Source organism: Nocardiopsis camelliae, assembly GCF_028993595.1.
Classification (GTDB): domain Bacteria; phylum Actinomycetota; class Actinomycetes; order Streptosporangiales; family Streptosporangiaceae; genus Nocardiopsis; species Nocardiopsis dassonvillei.
On the sequence record NZ_CP118614.1, the window covers coordinates 654,847 to 671,688 of the forward strand.

At 67.7% G+C, this 16,842-nt stretch carries 20 protein-coding genes; 9 read left to right on the forward strand and 11 right to left on the reverse strand.

Annotation, left to right across the window (positions count from 1 at the left end; genetic code table 11):
- Positions 1-138 precede the first annotated feature (138 nt).
- On the reverse strand, positions 139-1,554 hold the full coding sequence (locus tag PV789_RS03075) for a DUF6177 family protein (protein ID WP_274976067.1): 1,416 nt from the start codon (positions 1,552-1,554) through the stop codon (positions 139-141).
- A gap of 198 nt (positions 1,555-1,752) precedes the next feature.
- Here PV789_RS03075 and PV789_RS03080 point away from each other — a divergent pair, with 198 nt between their 5' ends.
- The 4 genes from PV789_RS03080 to PV789_RS03095 all read left to right on the forward strand — a co-directional run bounded on the left by PV789_RS03080 (position 1,753) and on the right by PV789_RS03095 (position 5,763).
- On the forward strand, positions 1,753-2,220 hold the full coding sequence (locus PV789_RS03080; RefSeq protein WP_274976068.1) for a hypothetical protein: 468 nt from the start codon (positions 1,753-1,755) through the stop codon (positions 2,218-2,220).
- The gene (locus tag PV789_RS03085) at positions 2,217-2,570 is read left to right on the forward strand and encodes a DUF6507 family protein (protein WP_248773362.1); all 354 of its coding nucleotides are present in this window, start codon (positions 2,217-2,219) and stop codon (positions 2,568-2,570) included. Before PV789_RS03080 ends, PV789_RS03085 begins: the two co-directional genes overlap by 4 nt.
- A gap of 132 nt (positions 2,571-2,702) precedes the next feature.
- Positions 2,703-5,246 (forward strand): hypothetical protein, encoded by a 2,544-nt coding sequence (locus tag PV789_RS03090; RefSeq protein WP_274976069.1) that lies wholly within the window; start codon positions 2,703-2,705, stop codon positions 5,244-5,246.
- A gap of 28 nt (positions 5,247-5,274) precedes the next feature.
- The gene (locus PV789_RS03095) at positions 5,275-5,763 is read left to right on the forward strand and encodes a hypothetical protein (RefSeq protein WP_274976070.1); all 489 of its coding nucleotides are present in this window, start codon (positions 5,275-5,277) and stop codon (positions 5,761-5,763) included.
- Between the two features lie 103 nt (positions 5,764-5,866).
- On the opposite strand, the gene PV789_RS03100 is transcribed toward PV789_RS03095, so the two are convergent.
- Positions 5,867-6,250, reverse strand: coding sequence for a nuclear transport factor 2 family protein (locus PV789_RS03100; RefSeq protein WP_274976071.1), 384 nt, complete (start codon positions 6,248-6,250; stop codon positions 5,867-5,869).
- Between the two features lie 308 nt (positions 6,251-6,558).
- Here PV789_RS03100 and PV789_RS03105 point away from each other — a divergent pair, with 308 nt between their 5' ends.
- The 3 genes from PV789_RS03105 to PV789_RS03115 all read left to right on the forward strand — a co-directional run bounded on the left by PV789_RS03105 (position 6,559) and on the right by PV789_RS03115 (position 8,247).
- Positions 6,559-7,014: a hypothetical protein gene (locus PV789_RS03105; RefSeq protein WP_274976072.1), complete on the forward strand. Its 456-nt coding sequence runs from the start codon at positions 6,559-6,561 to the stop codon at positions 7,012-7,014.
- A gap of 200 nt (positions 7,015-7,214) precedes the next feature.
- A complete protein-coding gene (locus PV789_RS03110; protein WP_274976073.1) occupies positions 7,215-7,688 on the forward strand; it encodes a hypothetical protein in 474 nt (157 codons plus the stop codon).
- A gap of 121 nt (positions 7,689-7,809) precedes the next feature.
- Positions 7,810-8,247, forward strand: coding sequence for a hypothetical protein (locus PV789_RS03115; RefSeq protein WP_274976074.1), 438 nt, complete (start codon positions 7,810-7,812; stop codon positions 8,245-8,247).
- Positions 8,248-8,474: 227 nt separating this feature from the next.
- Here PV789_RS03115 and PV789_RS03120 read toward each other — a convergent pair whose 3' ends face one another.
- From PV789_RS03120 to PV789_RS03140, 5 genes are all read right to left on the reverse strand, one after another.
- Positions 8,475-8,981 carry an ATP-binding protein gene (locus PV789_RS03120; RefSeq protein WP_274976075.1) on the reverse strand — a complete coding sequence of 169 codons (507 nt, stop codon included), beginning with the start codon at positions 8,979-8,981 and terminating at the stop codon, positions 8,475-8,477.
- Positions 8,978-9,535, reverse strand: coding sequence for a hypothetical protein (locus PV789_RS03125; protein WP_274976076.1), 558 nt, complete (start codon positions 9,533-9,535; stop codon positions 8,978-8,980). Before PV789_RS03125 ends, PV789_RS03120 begins: the two co-directional genes overlap by 4 nt.
- 206 nt (positions 9,536-9,741) lie before the next feature.
- Entirely contained in the window at positions 9,742-9,915 is a 174-nt protein-coding gene (locus PV789_RS03130; protein WP_274976077.1) for a DUF397 domain-containing protein, read from the reverse strand.
- A gap of 23 nt (positions 9,916-9,938) precedes the next feature.
- On the reverse strand, positions 9,939-10,124 hold the full coding sequence (locus PV789_RS03135; RefSeq protein WP_274976078.1) for a DUF397 domain-containing protein: 186 nt from the start codon (positions 10,122-10,124) through the stop codon (positions 9,939-9,941).
- Positions 10,111-10,935, reverse strand: coding sequence for a helix-turn-helix domain-containing protein (locus PV789_RS03140; RefSeq protein ID WP_274976079.1), 825 nt, complete (start codon positions 10,933-10,935; stop codon positions 10,111-10,113). Before PV789_RS03140 ends, PV789_RS03135 begins: the two co-directional genes overlap by 14 nt.
- 336 nt (positions 10,936-11,271) lie before the next feature.
- Here PV789_RS03140 and PV789_RS03145 point away from each other — a divergent pair, with 336 nt between their 5' ends.
- Both PV789_RS03145 and PV789_RS03150 read left to right on the forward strand, forming a co-directional pair.
- A complete protein-coding gene (locus tag PV789_RS03145) occupies positions 11,272-11,718 on the forward strand; it encodes an ATP-binding protein (RefSeq protein ID WP_274976080.1) in 447 nt (148 codons plus the stop codon).
- 11 nt (positions 11,719-11,729) lie between these two features.
- A complete protein-coding gene (locus PV789_RS03150; RefSeq protein ID WP_274976081.1) occupies positions 11,730-12,101 on the forward strand; it encodes a hypothetical protein in 372 nt (123 codons plus the stop codon).
- 19 nt (positions 12,102-12,120) lie between these two features.
- Here PV789_RS03150 and PV789_RS03155 read toward each other — a convergent pair whose 3' ends face one another.
- From PV789_RS03155 to PV789_RS03170, 4 genes are all read right to left on the reverse strand, one after another.
- Positions 12,121-12,588: a hypothetical protein gene (locus PV789_RS03155; protein ID WP_274976082.1), complete on the reverse strand. Its 468-nt coding sequence runs from the start codon at positions 12,586-12,588 to the stop codon at positions 12,121-12,123.
- A gap of 146 nt (positions 12,589-12,734) precedes the next feature.
- A complete protein-coding gene (locus tag PV789_RS03160; protein ID WP_274976083.1) occupies positions 12,735-13,142 on the reverse strand; it encodes a hypothetical protein in 408 nt (135 codons plus the stop codon).
- Positions 13,143-13,232: 90 nt separating this feature from the next.
- Complete coding sequence (locus PV789_RS03165) at positions 13,233-13,688, reverse strand: immunity protein YezG family protein (protein ID WP_274976084.1); 456 nt, start codon at positions 13,686-13,688, stop codon at positions 13,233-13,235.
- A 5-nt stretch (positions 13,689-13,693) separates the two neighbouring features.
- Positions 13,694-16,834 carry a DNA/RNA non-specific endonuclease gene (locus tag PV789_RS03170; RefSeq protein ID WP_274978032.1) on the reverse strand — a complete coding sequence of 1,047 codons (3,141 nt, stop codon included), beginning with the start codon at positions 16,832-16,834 and terminating at the stop codon, positions 13,694-13,696.
- Positions 16,835-16,842: the final 8 nt, after the last annotated feature.

Below are 16,842 nucleotides of genomic sequence, written 5' to 3' on the forward strand. Positions count from 1 at the left end.
CTCCGGCGACACGGCCCGCAGCGGTCACGGGGCCGGGACGGGTCCGGAGGCCGGGGGCCGCGGTGTCCGGGGGCCGAGCCCCGCGGGCCGGGGCGGGGGCAGGGGGACGGGAACCGGGCCGGGGACGGTAGCCGGAGGTCAGGCGCCGCTTCGGGAGTCCTGGCCGGACGCCCCGTCGGACGCCGCCGCCAGGTGCCGCAGCTGCGCGGCCACGGCACGGCTCCGGAGGTGGCGCGGCGCGTCCCCGGGCACGGTGTACCAGACCGCGGGGGCCTCCTCCCCGCCCAGCAGGGTGCCGGGGATCGGTCCGCGCAGCGCGTGTTCCACGCCCGCACGGCGAACCCCGTCCGGCCCGAGGGCCATGCCGACCGGGACCGCGAGCCCGTGCCAGAGGGGTTCGTACGTGACGTCGCGGCGTCCGCGCGCCCCGCGCACGTGGAGCACATCCAGCAGGTCCTCCGCGGCGAGGGCAGCCACGAGGTCGGGGAGCCTGTCGAGGGGCGGCACCGACCCCTCCCCGTAACCGACGGCCATGGAGATCCGCTCGGTGCCCCGGCCCCCGTCCCAGCCGACGCGGACGCCGCCGGTGAACGGGTGACCCGTCCCGTGCGGTCCGGAGAACTGGAGGATCGACCCCTTCGGCGCACGGTGGCGCGCCAGCCGCACCAGCCGCTCGCGGTCCCAGGGGGCGAGCGCGGGTTCGTGCTCGCCCCACCCGGCGGGCAGCGTCCCGGCCAGGTGCTCGGCGACCACCTCCACGGCCCGGCCCAGGGGAGGGGCGAAGGACGCGCGGTGGCGCACCGACAGGTCCACGACCAGGTGCTCGTCCATCGGGGAGTCGTCCAGGAACCCCTCAGCCGGTTCGGGCGCGCCCTCCTCCGGCGGAACGGGAACGTAGGCGTGCACGGGGTCCCAGCGCAGCGGGACGCCGCTGACGCCGTCGAAATGTGCTCCGTCCTCGCCGCGCACGACCCAGCGGGCCAGCGGCTGGGTGATCAGGGTGCGCAGGGCGTAGGTGAGCCGGGAGGTCCTCGGGGTGAGCAGCTGGAACGCCGTGCCCCGCGCGCCGTGGACGGACACCGCGTCGAGGATCCAGGAGGAGAGGGGGACGATCTCGCGGTCCTGGGCGACGACTACCGCCTTCTCGACAGCGGCCTCGACGGCGGGGTGCCCGCTCTCCTCCCACAGGGAGAAGTCGGCGCGGCCCGAGGTCCATACGCTGCCGCCCAGCCGCAGGGCGAGGGCGTCGGCGAGCCGGTGGGCGGCCTCGCGCCCCGCCTCGTCGGGGCGGGCGCGGATCTCGGTCCACCAGCAGGTCTCGGGGAGGTTCACCGCGGCCTCCTCTCCGAGCAGCCGGGCGACCTCACCGCGCGACTCGACCAGCTGGGCGGGTTCGAGCGCGGCCAGGACGCGGCGGTCGGCGCCGCACAGCTGGAGGACGTTGCCGCTGTCCAGCGCCCGCACCAGCAGTTCGGTGCCGGTCTCGCGCAGGGCCCGGGAGATCGCGCTCATGCCGGGTTCCGCGGCGAGCAGGGCCACCACGTCGTAGCTCAACCGTTCTCCTTGGCGGTTCGGGGGATCGGGGAGGGGCGGGGCCGGGAGGGACCGTTGCGCACCGTGTCAAGGAACGCGGTACCGAGACGGACATCCTGTGCGAAAAACGCATCACTGTCTGTCGTTGGATACCGGCATAATACGCACAAAGGGGCAGCGTGGAGACGGGCGCCCGGGCGTGTGGGGGAGGGGGAGCACGTGAAGTTCCAGCTGGTGGAGCCCGCGGAACCGCCGGAGGCTCCGGAGTCGGCGTCAGGCGCCGCGGCCGGTTCCACCTTCGTGCCCTCCGTACCCGGCTTCCCCGTCCTCGGAGCGCACGAGGAACTGGCCGCGCGCATGCGTGACCGCAGTGAGGAGCTGGGCACCCGCCTGACCAGGATCATCGAGGCCGTCCGCCCCGCGATCCACCGGATGGAGGCGGGCATCGTCCGTGCGGAACGCGAACTGGCCGATTCCGGTCACGGTTGCGCCATCGAGCCGCCAGCCGGTTTCCGGGCCGACCGCTTCTCCGGTGGTGCGGGCCGCACGGCGACCGCGGAGCCGGCGGCCGTGACGGGTGCGGCCCCGGGGATCGCCACCGTCACTGCTCCGGAGGACGGTACGGCAGGCGGTCCGGCTCCGGAGGCGGCGGCCCCCGCACCCGCGACGAACGAGGAGGACCGATGAGCGGCTGGGACATCGACGCGCCCTCGGTGGGCGTCGTGCTCAACGACGTGCTGGGTCAGGTGGGCGACGGCAGCGGCGACGCGCTGGACGGTTCGCTGACCACCACCGGCGACGAGATCCTCGGCGCCGCCACCGCCGCGTGCAGCGGGCCGGTGGAATCGGAGCTGTACTACTTCCTGGAGCACGTCGGCGGCATGGCCGAGGAGATGGTCGCCCGTGCGGGTTCGGCGATGGAGGGGTGCGCGCTCGCCGTGGACGCCTACCTCCTGGGCGACGAGGAGATGGCCGCCGAGGCGCAGGGCAACGCCGGTTCGATCGACACCTACGACCCCCTCAACCCTCCCGTGTGACCCGGGGGCCGCCCCCGGCCCCCGCCGTGCACGGGCGGCCCCGGACCCACCGGTTCCCCCGGTCGCCACCCCGCCCCCCGAAGCCCCCGTTCCCCCACCACTCCCGGAGCTGACGTGCCTCCCGTTGACGTGATGAGTCCCGTCCCCGACCCCCGCAACCAGCAGCCGCTGGACCTGGACTTCGAGGTCCTCATCGTCCCCGACGCCATCCCGATCCCCGGAACCTCCGTGGAGATCCTCCAGGCCGCCGTCTCGGCCATGCGCACGGCCGCGGGCGAGGTCGCGGAGGGAGGCGAGGGCATCGAGTCCACCTGGCAGGGGTTGCAGCCCCACTACACCGCGCCCGAGTCCGAGACCCTGTTCGCCGCGATGGGTCCGGTGTCCGCCAAGGGCGGGACCATCCTGGACGACGTCACCACGGTCGCCAGCGCGCTGGACACCTTCGCCGACGCGGCACAGACCGCAAAGACCACCCTCAGCTCGCTCAAGGACGAGGCCACGACCTTCGCCGAGGAGATGAGGGGCGATGAGAACTGGAGCAGCAACCCCCTCGACTACGCGGAGAACCGCAGGCTGAAACTCCAGGTCAACGGGGTCTGGGCTACGTTCCAGGAGGCGGAGCGGACCTGCGCCAACGCCATCTCGGCCGTCTCGGGTTCGGGCAACTCCTACGTCGCGGCCAGCGGAGAAGCACCGGGCGCGGGTGAGATCGTCTACGGCCTGGACCCGGACGACGTGCCGGACGTGGCCTACGACCTCACCAGCCTCGCCGACTGGCAGCGGGCGATGGAGGACACCTGGCACCAGCTGGAGTACTCGGAGAAGCCCTGGCCCGCGGACTGGGCGACCGACGCCTTCATGGCCCAGTGGGACAACTTCGGTCCCGGCATGCTCTGGGACGTGGGCGTGGGGGCGGTCGCCTGGACCGGCCTGTGGCGCGAGGGCAGCGGGTGGGCCAACAGCGTCGGTGAGGCTACGGACAACTTCTTCACGAACAAGCGGGAGACGATCGAAGGGCTCGGCTCGCTCACCGGGCTCTACGGCGAGGACGGGTGGATGAACCCGTTCGACTCGGGCGAGCGCTCCGGCGAGACGTGGCGGGCCAACGCGGGTGCGGCCTGGACCGAGGTGGTGCACGACATCGTGCCGTGGCGGGAGTGGGAGGACCGGCCCGCGTACACGGTCTACACCGGGGCCGGGAACGCGGCACTGGCCGTGGTGTCCCTCCCGGCCAGGGGCGGGACGATCCTGGCCAACCTCAGCCGGGGCGGCTCGGGTCTGCCCGACCTCGACCCGGTGGACCGGCCCGAGGTGGTGTGGGAGCCGGGCGCGGCTGCGCGGCCGGGGTTCAGCCTGTCGCAGACGTTCAGCGACATCAGCGGGAACTTCTCCGATACCACGGAGGGCTTCGGGGCGGGGTTCGGGGACCTGTCGGCGATGATCGACCGCTTCTCGGCGGGCGGTCCGGTGGGCGGTGGCGTTCCGGGGGGAGGCGGTGGTTCGGACCTGCCGGTCTTCGTTCCGGAGCCGGGTGCACCGGGGGCCGAGCGTCCCGTCACCGTGCCGGTCGCCGGGGACCCCTCCGGCGACCCGGACCGGCCGCGCCGTGGGGACGAGGACCGGCCCTCACGGGTTCCGCACCGTCTCGACGCGCCGAGCGCCGAGCGCTGGCCAGAGATGGAGGAGTTCCTGGACTCCGAGCACCGGCGTGGGGACGACGAGCATTCCGTCGCGGACCGCGACCCGGAAACCTCCGAGGCCGACTCCTCCCGGCCGCTGGACGTCACGGCGGACGAGGGCTCAGGTGCCGTCCCGAACGACAGGCTGTTCTCTTCCCTCGGTCTGGACGCGGAGGAGATCGAGCGGGAGTACGAGAGGGACGTCGAACGGACGACGCAGCAGGTCGTCGACACGGTGGAGGAGTTCCGCGCGCTGCCCGCAGAGCGGCAACTTGAGTGGTTGCGCGTGAACCAGCTGGTCGGCGCCAACGTGGGAGGCCCGCAGAACTCCGACTTCGGCGGCTTCGGAAACGAGGACTTCGGGATCACCGCCTCCCACGACCCGAATTCGGGTAATGGCGGCGGCCCGCCCCGAACGCCCCAGGACGGCATCTCCAACACCGGTTTCACACCCGACGGCGGCAGCGACACCAGCCGGGGGGACACCACCGGAGGCCGTCCCGTTCCCGAGGTCAGCAGCAGTGATGGACTCGGTGGCGAGCGAGTTGAACATGGTGATGGCGAGGATAGTCCCAGTAACGATCTTGATAACGGCGGTGCTGGTACCGACGACTCCGAGCCAGTTGACCCCCGTGAACCCAGTAGGCCTGCGCTGCCCGAGAGGGTCATCAATGACTTGAGGGATTTTGATTCAAGAATAATGAAGTATGGCGATTCTGTGTTTATGCTCGACCGGTCCGGGCTCAAGCATATATTGGAGCGCCACCATCCTACATACTGGAACGGGTCCAAGAAGGCCGACCAGAGTTACTTTTTGCGAAGTATGAGCATCGACGATGTCGTGGACGCTATTGGGCAGGTGATGGATCAAGAAAAGGAGGAGCTGATCGAAAAGGGTTCGCTGGGGATGTACCAGATTTCCGGGGAGGTGGATGGGGAAAAGTTTCAGCTTGGGCTTAAAAACGGAAGGGTTGGGCAATTTTATCCTGTATACTAGGGAGTTCGGTCCATGGGAGGCGGGATGCATGTCTATCCGTATTGAATCGTTCCTGAGGAAAGCAGACGGGAATTTTGTTCCTGTTCGGTCATGGAAGGGTCCAGTTGGCGATACTGATTACCTGGAAGGGGCGCTGGAGCTAAATGTAAACGGAACCCCGTTGATCACCACAGCCATGTGGGACTACATCGATCAGCTGTGGGCCTACATCCTCAACTCTCTCGAAGAGCTTACTTCGAGCAAGTCGGCGCACACGTATTTTCCCGACCAGCCAATAAAATTGAAGATGAGGAGGGTTGCTCCGGATCTGCTTCACGTATCCGTTAGTTCCCGGTCCGGGAAGTTTGATAACTCAACCCGGGTGCAGGAGGGGGATTTTGCTCGGGATTTGATCGATGCGGGAGAGGGTTTCTTCTCGCGGATGCGGGAGCTGGACCCTGCGGGTGGAAGTCAGTATGAGGTTGAAATCGAGAAGATCTTGGCGCTTCGCTCCGCTTACGCAAAGCGGGGTTTCTAAGTTCTGCTTATAGGATCGTGAATCTGGGATCTGCCCGCTCGGGACGGTCGACAAGTGCGCGCGAAAGAGCGCGGCGGGCTGGGACGTTTCCATCCTGGCCGTGTCAGTCCCGGGCAGGGGTCGTGTGGGAGTGCACGCAGAGCCAGCCGTGCGGGGTGCGGTGGTAGACGTCGGTGGTCCACTCGTCGGCGTGGAACTCCCGGCCGCCGAAGCGCGCCGTGTTGGTCACCCGTGCCGTGACCACCGCCAGGTCGCCGTGGACGCGCACCCGCTCGGTGCCCTCGACCGGCCGCATCGCGTTGTGCGTCAGCGCGCCGGAGGCCACCAGCGACAGGAAGTCCTCCCGGGTTCCCACGCCGTCGCGGTCCACGAGCACCCAGTCCTCGGACACGAACCGGCCGATGGCCTCGGCGTCGTTCGCCACGATCGCCCGGCGCCACGCGGCCGCGAGGTCCAGCAGTTCCCGGACCTGGTCGCTTCCTGACACGCCGCCCCCCGAACCGCCGATCTCGCTCCGACAACGGGATGGTCGCACACGCGGCGCCGCGGCCGGGGTTCAGCCTGTCGCAGACGTTCAGCGACATCAACGGGGACTTCTCCGACACCACGGAAACCTCCGAGGCGGACTCCTCCCGACCCCTGGACGTCACGGCTGATGAGGGCTCCTGTGCTGCCCCGAACGACTCTTTCCGACACCCCTATTGAGATCAAGGACGAACACAAAGACCAAAATGGAGAAACAAGAAGAAGGACTTGCAGAAACATACCTCCTCATGGAATTCTTGGGAGAGCCGAGTGAATAAAGAAGCAGAGATCAATGCTACAAACAGGATTGGTCATATACTACTTCAAGCGGCACCGCATGGCTGGCAGGAAATCGAGTGCACTGTGGCCATGGTCAACAACATGGGTCAGATTTGGTCCCATGCCGTCATGCCCGATGGCGTGAAGCATGATTTTTATATCCCAGCCGAACTGTCTGTGCAGTTTCGTTCTCTTAGATCGGCGATGTACATTCCCGAGAAGGGGACATGGTTCTCGGCCAAGTATACCCTTGCGCCCCCGTCGTCTTTCCGTGTCGGATACAACTTCGACCATGAGAAGGAGTTCAGTCAGCCCAGGCCCGACGCGGTTGACTACTACGAGGACCTTCAGGAGTTCCCTCGGAGCGCGGAGAACATGCCACCCTGGCTTCAGGAGAAGGCCAACGAGGCAGAAGCCCTCACCAACACACCCCGACGTGAACCCTGAGTGCCAAAGAGGGGATGCTGTCCTGTCGACCCTCGAACATTCTACGAAGACGTTCGTTATTTTCCTCGCCTTGTCAACGAGACCCCTGAATGGTTGATGCAAAATCTAAAGGAAGCCAAGCTGGTGGAGAGGAGGAAATGAGAGAAAGATGCTTTTTCTTGCCGAACGTGACGGAAAAAAATTTACTCGGAAGGGGATAAGTGGCGGAGTCTAGAAGAACTGCCTTGGGGCCTCTTGAGCAGGAGCAGATCCTTCAGCAGATTGGAGGAGAGATTCTTACGATTCTGGGGGATGGTTGGCGCGAAGTAAAGTACACTGTCAACCTAATTGAGGAATACTTGGAAGAAGATTTGGAAGTGGTGTACGGCGGTCGGGGGGTGGAGAAAGAGCGGGCTCCTCTGGCCACGATGCAATCGGTTAGAAAACTGCGTTCTGGTATGTATCGAGAGGGCAGGGGGACTTGGTATGGGATGCGTTGCACAATCTCTCCGCCGGGGGATTGCAGGGCAGAGTACATCTATGATGAGGTGGACTTCGATTTTTCACCCCTTGCGGAAGCTTTCGTTCAAGACCTCGAATCTTTTCCGAGGGCGAGTGATTTCATTCCAGGCTGGCTTCAGCTTGAGATTGAACGCGCGGGGGATGGGCAAGAATATCCGGAGACTAATAATTAGTTGCGCGTGAAGTTAGTTGGGGTGTCTGGGGTTATTTTCGTCAGTACCAGGTCCGTCAGCAGCAGAGCCCTTCTGATGATGGGGAGTAAGGCTGTCTCCTGCGTCTGTGCTATATAACCCGTTGCTGGTCGGGAACGTTGACGCGGACCGGTTGAAGGAGGCCCTCGCCGGAGCGCTCGGTGTTTCCTTGGCGGACATTGACGTGGGGCATGAGGACGACCACGGGGCGCGCGACTGGGATGCGAAGGTGTTCACTGACTACTCGTCGCGGAACGGGGACGTCTCATATGGCTTGAGTGTCTTCGTGGCGGATGGCGTGCCGTCACCGCCGAGCGAGGAGCGGCTGTCCCTGGAACTGGCCCGTGCGCTCGCGATCGCTGTTCTTTTCCCGCCTGTGGAGAACATCCCCAGCCTGTGGAAGGTAGCCACGCCTCGCGGCGAGGTAGCGTACGCACGTCTCCACGAGCCCGAGCGCGATGGTGACGTGCTCAGGGTGACCGATGTCGAGATCCCGGTTCCTGAGTTTCCGGAAGCTACTGTTTCTCGGTTTCCGATGTGATCGGGAGGCTCCGGCTTTCGGTGCCGGTGGTGCAACCCGGCGAGCCGGGGCGGCCGGGCGGCGGGGCGTCAGTCCGTGCAGGGGTCGTGTGGGAGTGCACGCGGGGCCAGCCGTGCGGCGTGTGGTGGTGGACGTCGGTGGTCCACCCGTCGGTGTGGAACTTCCGGCCGCGGAAGCGCACTGTGCCCGGGGGCGGAGCGCGCGCGGCGGCCCGCCCCCGGACGGGATCAGCGGGTGAACACGAAGGGGCGCAGGCCGGGCGGCACCGCGTCCGGGTCCACGGGGAAGACGGCCCACACGTGGGTGCCCAGGTCGGCCCAGGGCGCGAGGCGGTAGTGGCCCCAGGCGGCGGACAGGTTCTCGACCAGGAGCAGGCCGCGCTGGCCCTCGGCCCAGTCCCACTCGTCGGCCGTGCGCTGGTGCGGGACGGCCGGAACGCCGCCCCCGCCGCCGCAGTCGGACAGGCCCACGCGCAGGGTGGCCGGGGCGGGCATCGACAGCGCGCGCAGGACCTCGCCGCCGGAGCGGCCCGAATCGGTGTACTTGCAGCAGTTGGCGAACAGTTCGCTGGTGACCAGCGTGAGCGTGTCCACCAGGTCGGGATCGAACCCGACCAGGTCGCGGGCCAGGTCGGCGCGGACCTCGGAGAGCCGGGACAGCGAACCGGGGTAGACGCGGTGCTCCCAGTGGACGTGGGCGCGGCGGACGGCGGAGTCGAGGCCGGAGGCGGTCATGCCGGAACCCCCTGTCGCTGCTCGTCCCAGACCCGGATGAGGGAGGCCAGTTCGCCCCACTCGGCGTAGCGGGCGGGCTTGGCGGGTGTGGTGGGATCGGCGGGCCCGGCGGGGCGCACGACGCCGAAGCGGGGTGCGGGTTCGCCGAGCAGGTCGCCGCCGGGGTCGTCCCGCCACTGCTGGACAAGCGCGGCGGCGCGTTCCTGGACGAGGGCGAACGCGCGCCGGACCTCGTCCGTCTCCGGAGCGGGTTCGGCGCTGCGGGGCGCGGGAACGCGGGGCGCGGCGGAGGCGGTCAGGCGCTCGTGCGCGGCGAAGTAGGGGCGGACCAGGGCCACGTCCTCGGCCGGGATGACCTCGCGGGCGGGAGCGAGCCTCGGCATGGCGGGCTCGGAAGCGGAGACGTGCGGGGCCTCGGGGAGGTAGCGGCGGACGCGGGCGGAGCGGCGTCGGCGGCGACCGGCCACCGTGGAGTGGCGTCCGCAGGGCGCGGAGAGGAAGGCGATCAGCGGGCCGAGGGCACGGCTGAGAAGGGCAGCGCTAAACTGGCGCATGCTAGCAGTCCTTGTTGCTAAAGGTATGGATGTTGCTGGCCACGGCCCCGGACGGTTACATCCGTCGCGGGGTCATTTGAGTTGTGTGTTCGAGAGAGAGGATAAGGGGTGGTGGGAGTGGAATGCCAAAATACTGGGGAGTAATGTGTGGGGGAATGAGAAAACGGCCGACCAGAATGCTGGTCGGCCGTTGTTATGTCCCTTTTTTAGGATTTTGCGAGGGAGGTGCAGCTCAGGAACGCGGTCCAGGCCTCGGGGGTGTAGTCGAGGTGACCGTGTTCGCGGTTCTGGGTGTCGCGGACGAGGACCGTCTGCCCCTCGGCTACCTCGACGCAACGGCCTTCGCCACCGCTGTAGCTGCTCGTGTGCCAGGTATTCACCGTGTCTCCCCTGCGGTGTGGGTTCACGCGCGGTGGGTGGTCACCCCGCGCAGGAATGATGCCCACGCTTCGGGGGTGTAGTCGAGGTGGCCGTGTTCGCGGTTCTGGGTGTCGCGGACGAGGACCGTCTGCCCCTCGGCTACCTCGACGCAGCTTCCCGATCCGCCGCTGTAGCTGCTCTTGTGCCAGTGGGGTTCACGCTTTGCCATCGAGTTCTTCCTTGACCTTCCTGATCAGATCCAGGCTCGCACGGGGCGACAGCGCCTCCGACTGAAGAACGCCGAAGAGCGTCGCGCAGTGCTGCACCGGCATCATGTCATCCATGAGTGCTTCGCCCTCCATGTGCTCCGCTGAGGCGATCGTGGGCTTGTCTGGGAAGGTGTAGAGCCGGAAGGGCCCGGAGCCGCCCGGGTGGCACTCGGCGTTAGCGGGGACCACCTGGAAGCGAATCCTCTCCTCGTCGATCAGGGTCAGGACCCGCGCGATCTGCTCGCCCAGGACCTTCCGGCCGCCCCTGATGTTGCGATGGAGCACGGCCTCCTCCACCACGACCGACACCAGCGGCGGGTTATCGCCGGTCAGGATCTCCTGACGCTCCATGCGCAGGGCGACCATCCTCTCGACCTCCGTCGTGGAGAACCAGGGGACGGTGTCGGCGAGCAGGCCCTTGGTGTACGACTCGCACTGCACGAGCCCCGGGAAGATCACCGGCTGGTACTCGCGCAGCTCGATCGCCTCGCGCTCCAACTGGCCGACCTCGGTGTACCAGGGCGGTAGTGCGTCGGGCGTGTTCGCGGTGTTCCAGGCCTGCTTTATCGCACCGGAGGAGCCGAACAGCTCGTCCAGCCTCTCGGCCTGTTCGACGGGCAGCTTGCGCTTGCCGCACTCCCAGGACGACATGGTGGACTGCGTCACCTTCAACGCCCGGGCGACCTGGGTTTGCTGCATCCCCACCGAGTCACGAACGCTCCTGAGCTTCTTTCCCAGGCGCACGCGCTTGGGGTCCAACTTGCGGCCCATTACGACTCCCATGTCCGGGCTATCACCGTCATCACCCATGCAAGACCCAGGCGCGACCCGATAAGGCGGAGAACGACGAAGTGTGACCGTTCGGTGATATCTCTGGCGCGCCCGAGCAGCCGTTGTTCATGGTGGTGCCGCGCGCCGCGGTGGTCGCGGCGGCGCGGAAAGGGAATTCAGGTGGGTGTGGTGATCCGTATCATTCCTGGTAAAAACGGTACTAATCGTCATTCCGACCCGTTGCCGCGGCGGGTCACCGACTCCGAAGCACGGGCGCCGATCGTGCTGGGCCGGATATCGCAGCATCACCCGAACCACGCGCTGAAACTGCCGGGGGTGCCCGACCAGGCGCGGGTGCTGCGCAGGCGTCTGGGCGCGGTGCTGCCGGACGCGCTCACGGACACGGCCCTGGCCCTGACCAGCGAGCTGTTCAACAACGCCCTCGCCCACACGCGCAGCGGGGAGGCAGGCGGCGAGGTCACCGTGATCGTGAACCGGTTCCCCGGCCGGGTCCAGATCAAGGTCATCGACCAGGGCCCGCGCGACGCGCACGCCTCCTCGCCGCACCTGCGCCCGGTAGTGCCGGTCCGGGCGGGCGGGGCGGACGGGTCGCGCGTTGCGGGTGGGACAAGTGGCGGTGCGGGGGAGGCCAGCGGCGGCGTGGGCGGGTGGGGCCTGCGCATGGTGGCCGCGGAGTCCAGCCGTTGGGGGACCCTCCACGACGGGGGCCGCACCACGGTGTGGTTCGAGCTGGACCGGCCGCGCACGCGCCCGCTGAAGTGAGGGCGGCGGAGGTGGGCTGGAACCACGCCGACGACCTGGACCGGTACGAGACCGCGCGGGTGCTCGACCGGCGGTGCGGGCGGCTGTGGACGGTCATGTGGAGTCCGTCGATGCGGGTCTACACGGCCTTCTACCTGGGGCCGGAGGCCGTGCCGTGGCAGGCCGCGCCGTCCCCGGCCGGGCTGGTGGAGCGGTTGCGGGAAGTGGAGCACGAGGTGTCGGGGGCCGCCGGCGGTTACTGGAGCTGCCCGGTCGCGGGGTGCGCGTGGTCCTCGATCCGTCCGATGCGCCACCCGTGCCCGCTGCCCGCCGACGGCAGCCGCACCGTCGGGGTCCCCCGGCCGCGCCCGCCGTCGGTACGCGGACGCGGGACCGCGCGCTGACTACCGGTCCCCGAGCCGGTCACTCCATTGCGCGGCCCTCGGCCTCTTCCCGGAGTTTCTCGCGGAGCCAGTCAGGGATGTAGTCCTCGTCGCGCGGGAAGTACTTGAGGTCGTTGGTGAAGCCGAAGGCGGTGGGGAAGGTGATACCGGGGTCCTCGTCGTAGTTGTAGGTGACGTTGAACCTGCCGGGCGGGGTGATGACGTACTCGAAGGAGAACCAGGTGCCCTTGCCCTCCTGGTACATCCCCGCCCTGAGTTTGTCTCGTATGAGACTGATGTCAGCGGGAGGGAATTTTCGGCGACTGGTACCGTCCCCGAACCCGACGATGAGTTCGCTGCTTGCGTGCTCGATGACGGTCTGGACCCGGTAGGTCAGGCTCTTCCATCCTTCCGGTGCCTCGCTGAGGATACGGCTACCGATCTGGACGAGGATCCCTTGCTGCTCCTCCGGGCTGAGCCCGCCCTTCTTGGTATAGGGACCGAGCATCGGGTCTCGCTTTCGCGGTGGTCGGATGTCTGTGCGCGAGGGTAACGGTGGAGTCGGACAGCGGGCGCGTCACCACGCTCCCGCCACGCCGCGCGCCAGTGGCGAGGCCAGTAGCCGAGGAGACTGACACCGCCGCTGGGCACCGCCTACGCGGAGTTCCCACCAGCGCCACCAACCTTCGCCGCGAGCCATTCCGGTACGTTCTCCTCAGCACGGGGGAAGTGGCGCAGTTCCTGGACGTAGTTTTCTTCGCTGGGACGGAAGAGGAATTCCGGCTCGTTGTCGTAGTCGAACTTCGTCGTGAAATTTCCCGGACGCGTGATGGTGTACCGCATGGAGAACCAGGCCCCCTTGCCCTCCTGGTACATGCCCGCCCGCAGCCCGGAGATCCGGGGAGCGACCCCGGCCGGGATGCTCGTCCTCTTCGGTCCGCCATCCCCGTGGCGTACGAGCAACTCCTCCTCGCGATAGCTCACGATCGCGTACACCGAGTAGACGATCCCGGTCCACATGTGCGGGACGGCACCCAGGATCTCCCGACCGATCTCCGTCAAGATCTCCTGCTGGGCCTCCGGAGCCAGAGGTCCCCGCCTGAAACGACTCACCACGCGGTTGTCCTTCGTTTCCGGAGAGGCTCGCCCGCGTCAGCCGTTCTCCTCCCGCTTGATCACTTCGAGGGCCTCGGGGAGTTTTTCCCTGAGCCACTCAGGAAGGTTCTCGAACGAACGGGGGAAGTACTCGACATCCTCGTAGTAGGTCCGCGGGTCGACTTCGAAGGCGAATTCCGGCTCGCTGTCGTAGTCGAAGTCAACGGAGAACCTCCCCGGTTTCGTGATCGTGTACTCGGCTGTGTACCAGGTGCCCTTTCCGTCCTCGTGCATGCCCGTGCGGAGTTCATTGAAAAGGGAAGACGCCTCAATTGGGATATCACCCTTCCTGGTCTCTCCGTCCGCGCTCCTGATCCTCGTCCTGGTGGTCGAGGTGGTGGAGAGTGCGGAGTATTTCACCGCGATCTCCTCCCAGTCGTCTCCCACCTCGTCAAGGATGAGAATGCCGATTTTCTGGAGGATCGCGTTCTGCTCATCGGGAGAAATCGTCATGGAGGCTAGCTCGTTTCATGGGACTGGAGGGTCGGTTCCGTGCCGGAGGCGTCAGCGCCAGCGTACAGGTCCGACTGATCGTCCTCGGTCCCCTGCTCACCGACACCCGCCAGCAGCGCAGCACCGAGCGTTGTCGCGGCTATACGCTCGGCGTAGGATCTCGCGGCCGCCGAACCCCGCTTCACATCCGGCTGATTGTGGTAAACGATGGGATCCTGGGTTTCGCCGTTGATCGAGTACTTCACCTTGATCGTCTTAGGGATCTCCCCCTTGCCCTCGTAGACCGCTTCGAAGTCAGCTTCGACCGTTCCGCCGGAGTCGAGGACCTTTCGCCACTCCTTTTCGAGCGCGAAGAAGTTGGTTTCCGGCGTTCCTCCCGTTACCTGCTGGTTGAGCTCACGGAGTTGCGCGTACAGGTTGAGTCTGTGACCGCTGCCGCCGAAACCGGTGCCGATGAAGTGGCCACCGTCCCAGTCCGTCTTGTGATAGGTACCGGAACCCGTGTAGACCCGGTTCCCCCTGCGCCCCTCCGCCCCCTGGTCGTCCGCGCGGTAGAGCTCGTTCTTCTCCTCCAGGCTCAGGCCACCGTTCTCCTCGTCGGATCTGACCCTCTGGAGGTCACCGTGGGCATGGGTGGTCCTGCTGCTGCGGTCGGTCTCATAGAAGTACTTCTTGCCCTCGTTCTCCAACACGTCGACCGCATAGGTGACATTGGGCCGGGGCTTCCTCAACTCGGGGTTGCGGTCGCCCTTCTCACCGGCATGCGTGTCGACGTAGGCGATCCTGCCCGTGTCGTCGGTGTAGAACTTCCCGCGTCCAGGGAGCTCGTACAGCCAGTTCGCCTTGAGGCCTCCCCTCGAACCGAAGAGCGAGTTGGGGCCGGGGTAACCGGGCTGGTTCCTGTTTCCCCGGGTGCCGGGTTCGATCGTGGTGTGATTCCCCTCGGGCACGACCGGCGGCCGGTAGCGGTCGTCCAGACTGCCGTTGTTCCAGGCGTCCCGGTCCCCTCCGCTCCCGTCCGTGCCGTCGGAGCCGGGGGCTTCGTCGTTGGAACGAGGAACCGGAGCATCCTGCTCCTGGGACGGCAGGTCGGCGCCATCGCCGTGGCCGGTGCGTACGGGGAGGTCACCGGTGACGTTGACCCTGGTCGTCCTTCCGTGATCACTCGTGGAGGTCTCGGAGTTCCGCGTGGTCCTGTGGTCGTCGGCACCGCCCGTGGTGCCGCCCGAGGAACGGTCCCCGTTGACCGGGTCGTCGCCGGTGCTGTTGGTGACCGTGGGCGTGCGGTCCCGCATCTGCGGGCCGTCGTCGCCGGTGTCCGCGTCGCGGTGGTCGTCCGGGAAGCGCTGGGGACCGTCGCCGCCGGTGCCGGTGAGGTCCACCCGGTCGTACGACGGCGGGTTGGGGACGTCCTGGCTGCCCTCGAACGTGTCGTTGTTCCCGCCGCCGACGAGGGCGGGAACCCTTCCCGACTCCGGGCCGTCCGGGGACTGGTTGGCCTCCCACGCCGGGTAGTCCGAGGCGTGCGCGTTCATGTCGTTGAACACCGCCTCCAGGGACGGGTCCAGGCCCAGCTCCTCCAGGTCGGGCTGCCCGGAACGGTTCGGCCGGGAGGAACCGCTGTCGCCGCCCTCCTCGCCGAGGACCCTGCGCCCGAGGTCGCCCAGCTCGGCGGAGTCCGGGCGGGAGGTCAGCAGCTCCAGGAGCTCCCGGCTGTCGTCGAGCTCACGCGTGGTCGGGTTCACGGCGGGCCGGGCGTCGGCCGGGCCGCCCTCCTCGTCGCCGTGGTGGTTGGCGACGCGCTGGCTGTTGGAGCCCTCGGAGCCGTTCCCGTTCCCGTCGCCGCCGGAGCCGTTGCCGCCCGGGCCGTCCCCGCCGCCGAAGAAGCCCCCGCCGGTGAACCTGCTCAGCAGGTTCTGCATCTCCGACAGCCGGGAGGTGCTGAAGGCGCCCTCCCGGAACTGGCCCAGGTCGATCCTGAGATCCGCCAGGGAGAGGTTGCCGAACCGGGGCAGGCTCAGGTTGATCCGGCTCATGTCCGGCACGTCCACGTCCGGGACGCTCGGCCCGTCCCCGCCCATCCGGTTGAGCATGGCCGAACCGCGCCAGGCCATCAGCGGCACGCCCACGACCGCGCCCACGCCGGTCGCGGTCAGGACGGCGCCGCCCACGGTCGCGCCGATGTTGAGTAGGGCGGTCCCGATGACGTAGCCGGGCCGCTCGCCCCACTCCTCCCAGGGCACCACCGCGTGCGCGGCGTCCTTCCAGGCGTTGCCGACGGTGTCCCAGCCCGACCAGCCCCAGCTGTCGTTCTCGGAGTCGTACATGCCCGCCAGCGAGGCCAGCGACTGGAGGTTGCCCTCGTGGTACTCCCACATGGCGTCGCCCCAGGACATCTCGAACCAGCCCTCGGAGCTGTACATGCCGGTGATGCCGCCGACGTCCTCCGCGATCCCCACGAAGAAGTCGCCCACCGCCGCACCCGCGTCCACCCACCAGCCGTGGTCGGTCTCCATGGGACCGCCCCAGGCCATGGCCACGTCGCCGAGGTACCCGTCGTAGCCGTGCTCGAACTCGCCCGGCGCGGACTCCCCGTCGCCGTCGCCCGCGACGAAGTTGGTGCGGTCGGGGATGTCGGCGTTGATCGCGTTGGCGCAGGCCCGCTCGGCCTCCTCGTACTCCCGCCGCAGCGCGTCCGCGCGGTCGAGCAGCGCCTGGTGTTCCTCGACCTTGTCGCTCTCCCCGCCGAAGAACCCGGATATCCCGTCGGCCTTGCGCCAGTCGTCGTCGCCCTCGATGGAGTTGAGGAAGGTGTAGGAGTCGCTCTTGAGGGTGGTCCACTTGCCCTTGATGTCCCGGACGGCCTCGGCGAAGGTCTCCAGCGCGCTCGCGGCCTTGTCGAAGGAGGTCTCCACCTTGGCGCCGTCGGTTGCGACCGGGTCCACCACCGCGTACAGGGTCTCGGCCTCGGGCGCGGAGTAGCAGGAGGACAGTCCCGCCCAGGCGCTCTTGATGTCGCCGCCGATCCCGGCGACGTTGGCCCCCTCGCGGCGCAGGTCCCCCGCCTGTCGCTCCAGCGTGGCGGGACTGGCGGTGGGAATGGGGAAGGCCGCGGGGTTGATCAGGCCGCCCGTGGGCGTGCACATCTCGGTCA

Excerpts from the sequence above, each read along its gene's own strand:
- PV789_RS03085 (WP_248773362.1), top strand. The coding sequence starts at position 2,217 with ATGAGCGGCTGGGACATCGACGCGCCCTCGGTGGGCGTCGTGCTCAAC.
- PV789_RS03090 (WP_274976069.1), top strand. The coding sequence starts at position 2,703 with ATGAGTCCCGTCCCCGACCCCCGCAACCAGCAGCCGCTGGACCTGGAC.
- PV789_RS03095 (WP_274976070.1), top strand. The coding sequence starts at position 5,275 with ATGTCTATCCGTATTGAATCGTTCCTGAGGAAAGCAGACGGGAATTTT.
- PV789_RS03120 (WP_274976075.1), bottom strand. The coding sequence starts at position 8,981 with ATGACCGCCTCCGGCCTCGACTCCGCCGTCCGCCGCGCCCACGTCCAC.
- PV789_RS03125 (WP_274976076.1), bottom strand. The coding sequence starts at position 9,535 with ATGCGCCAGTTTAGCGCTGCCCTTCTCAGCCGTGCCCTCGGCCCGCTG.
- PV789_RS03135 (WP_274976078.1), bottom strand. The coding sequence starts at position 10,124 with ATGGCAAAGCGTGAACCCCACTGGCACAAGAGCAGCTACAGCGGCGGA.
- PV789_RS03140 (WP_274976079.1), bottom strand. The coding sequence starts at position 10,935 with ATGGGCCGCAAGTTGGACCCCAAGCGCGTGCGCCTGGGAAAGAAGCTC.
- PV789_RS03155 (WP_274976082.1), bottom strand. The coding sequence starts at position 12,588 with ATGCTCGGTCCCTATACCAAGAAGGGCGGGCTCAGCCCGGAGGAGCAG.
- PV789_RS03165 (WP_274976084.1), bottom strand. The coding sequence starts at position 13,688 with ATGACGATTTCTCCCGATGAGCAGAACGCGATCCTCCAGAAAATCGGC.
- PV789_RS03170 (WP_274978032.1), bottom strand. The coding sequence starts at position 16,834 with ATGTGCACGCCCACGGGCGGCCTGATCAACCCCGCGGCCTTCCCCATT.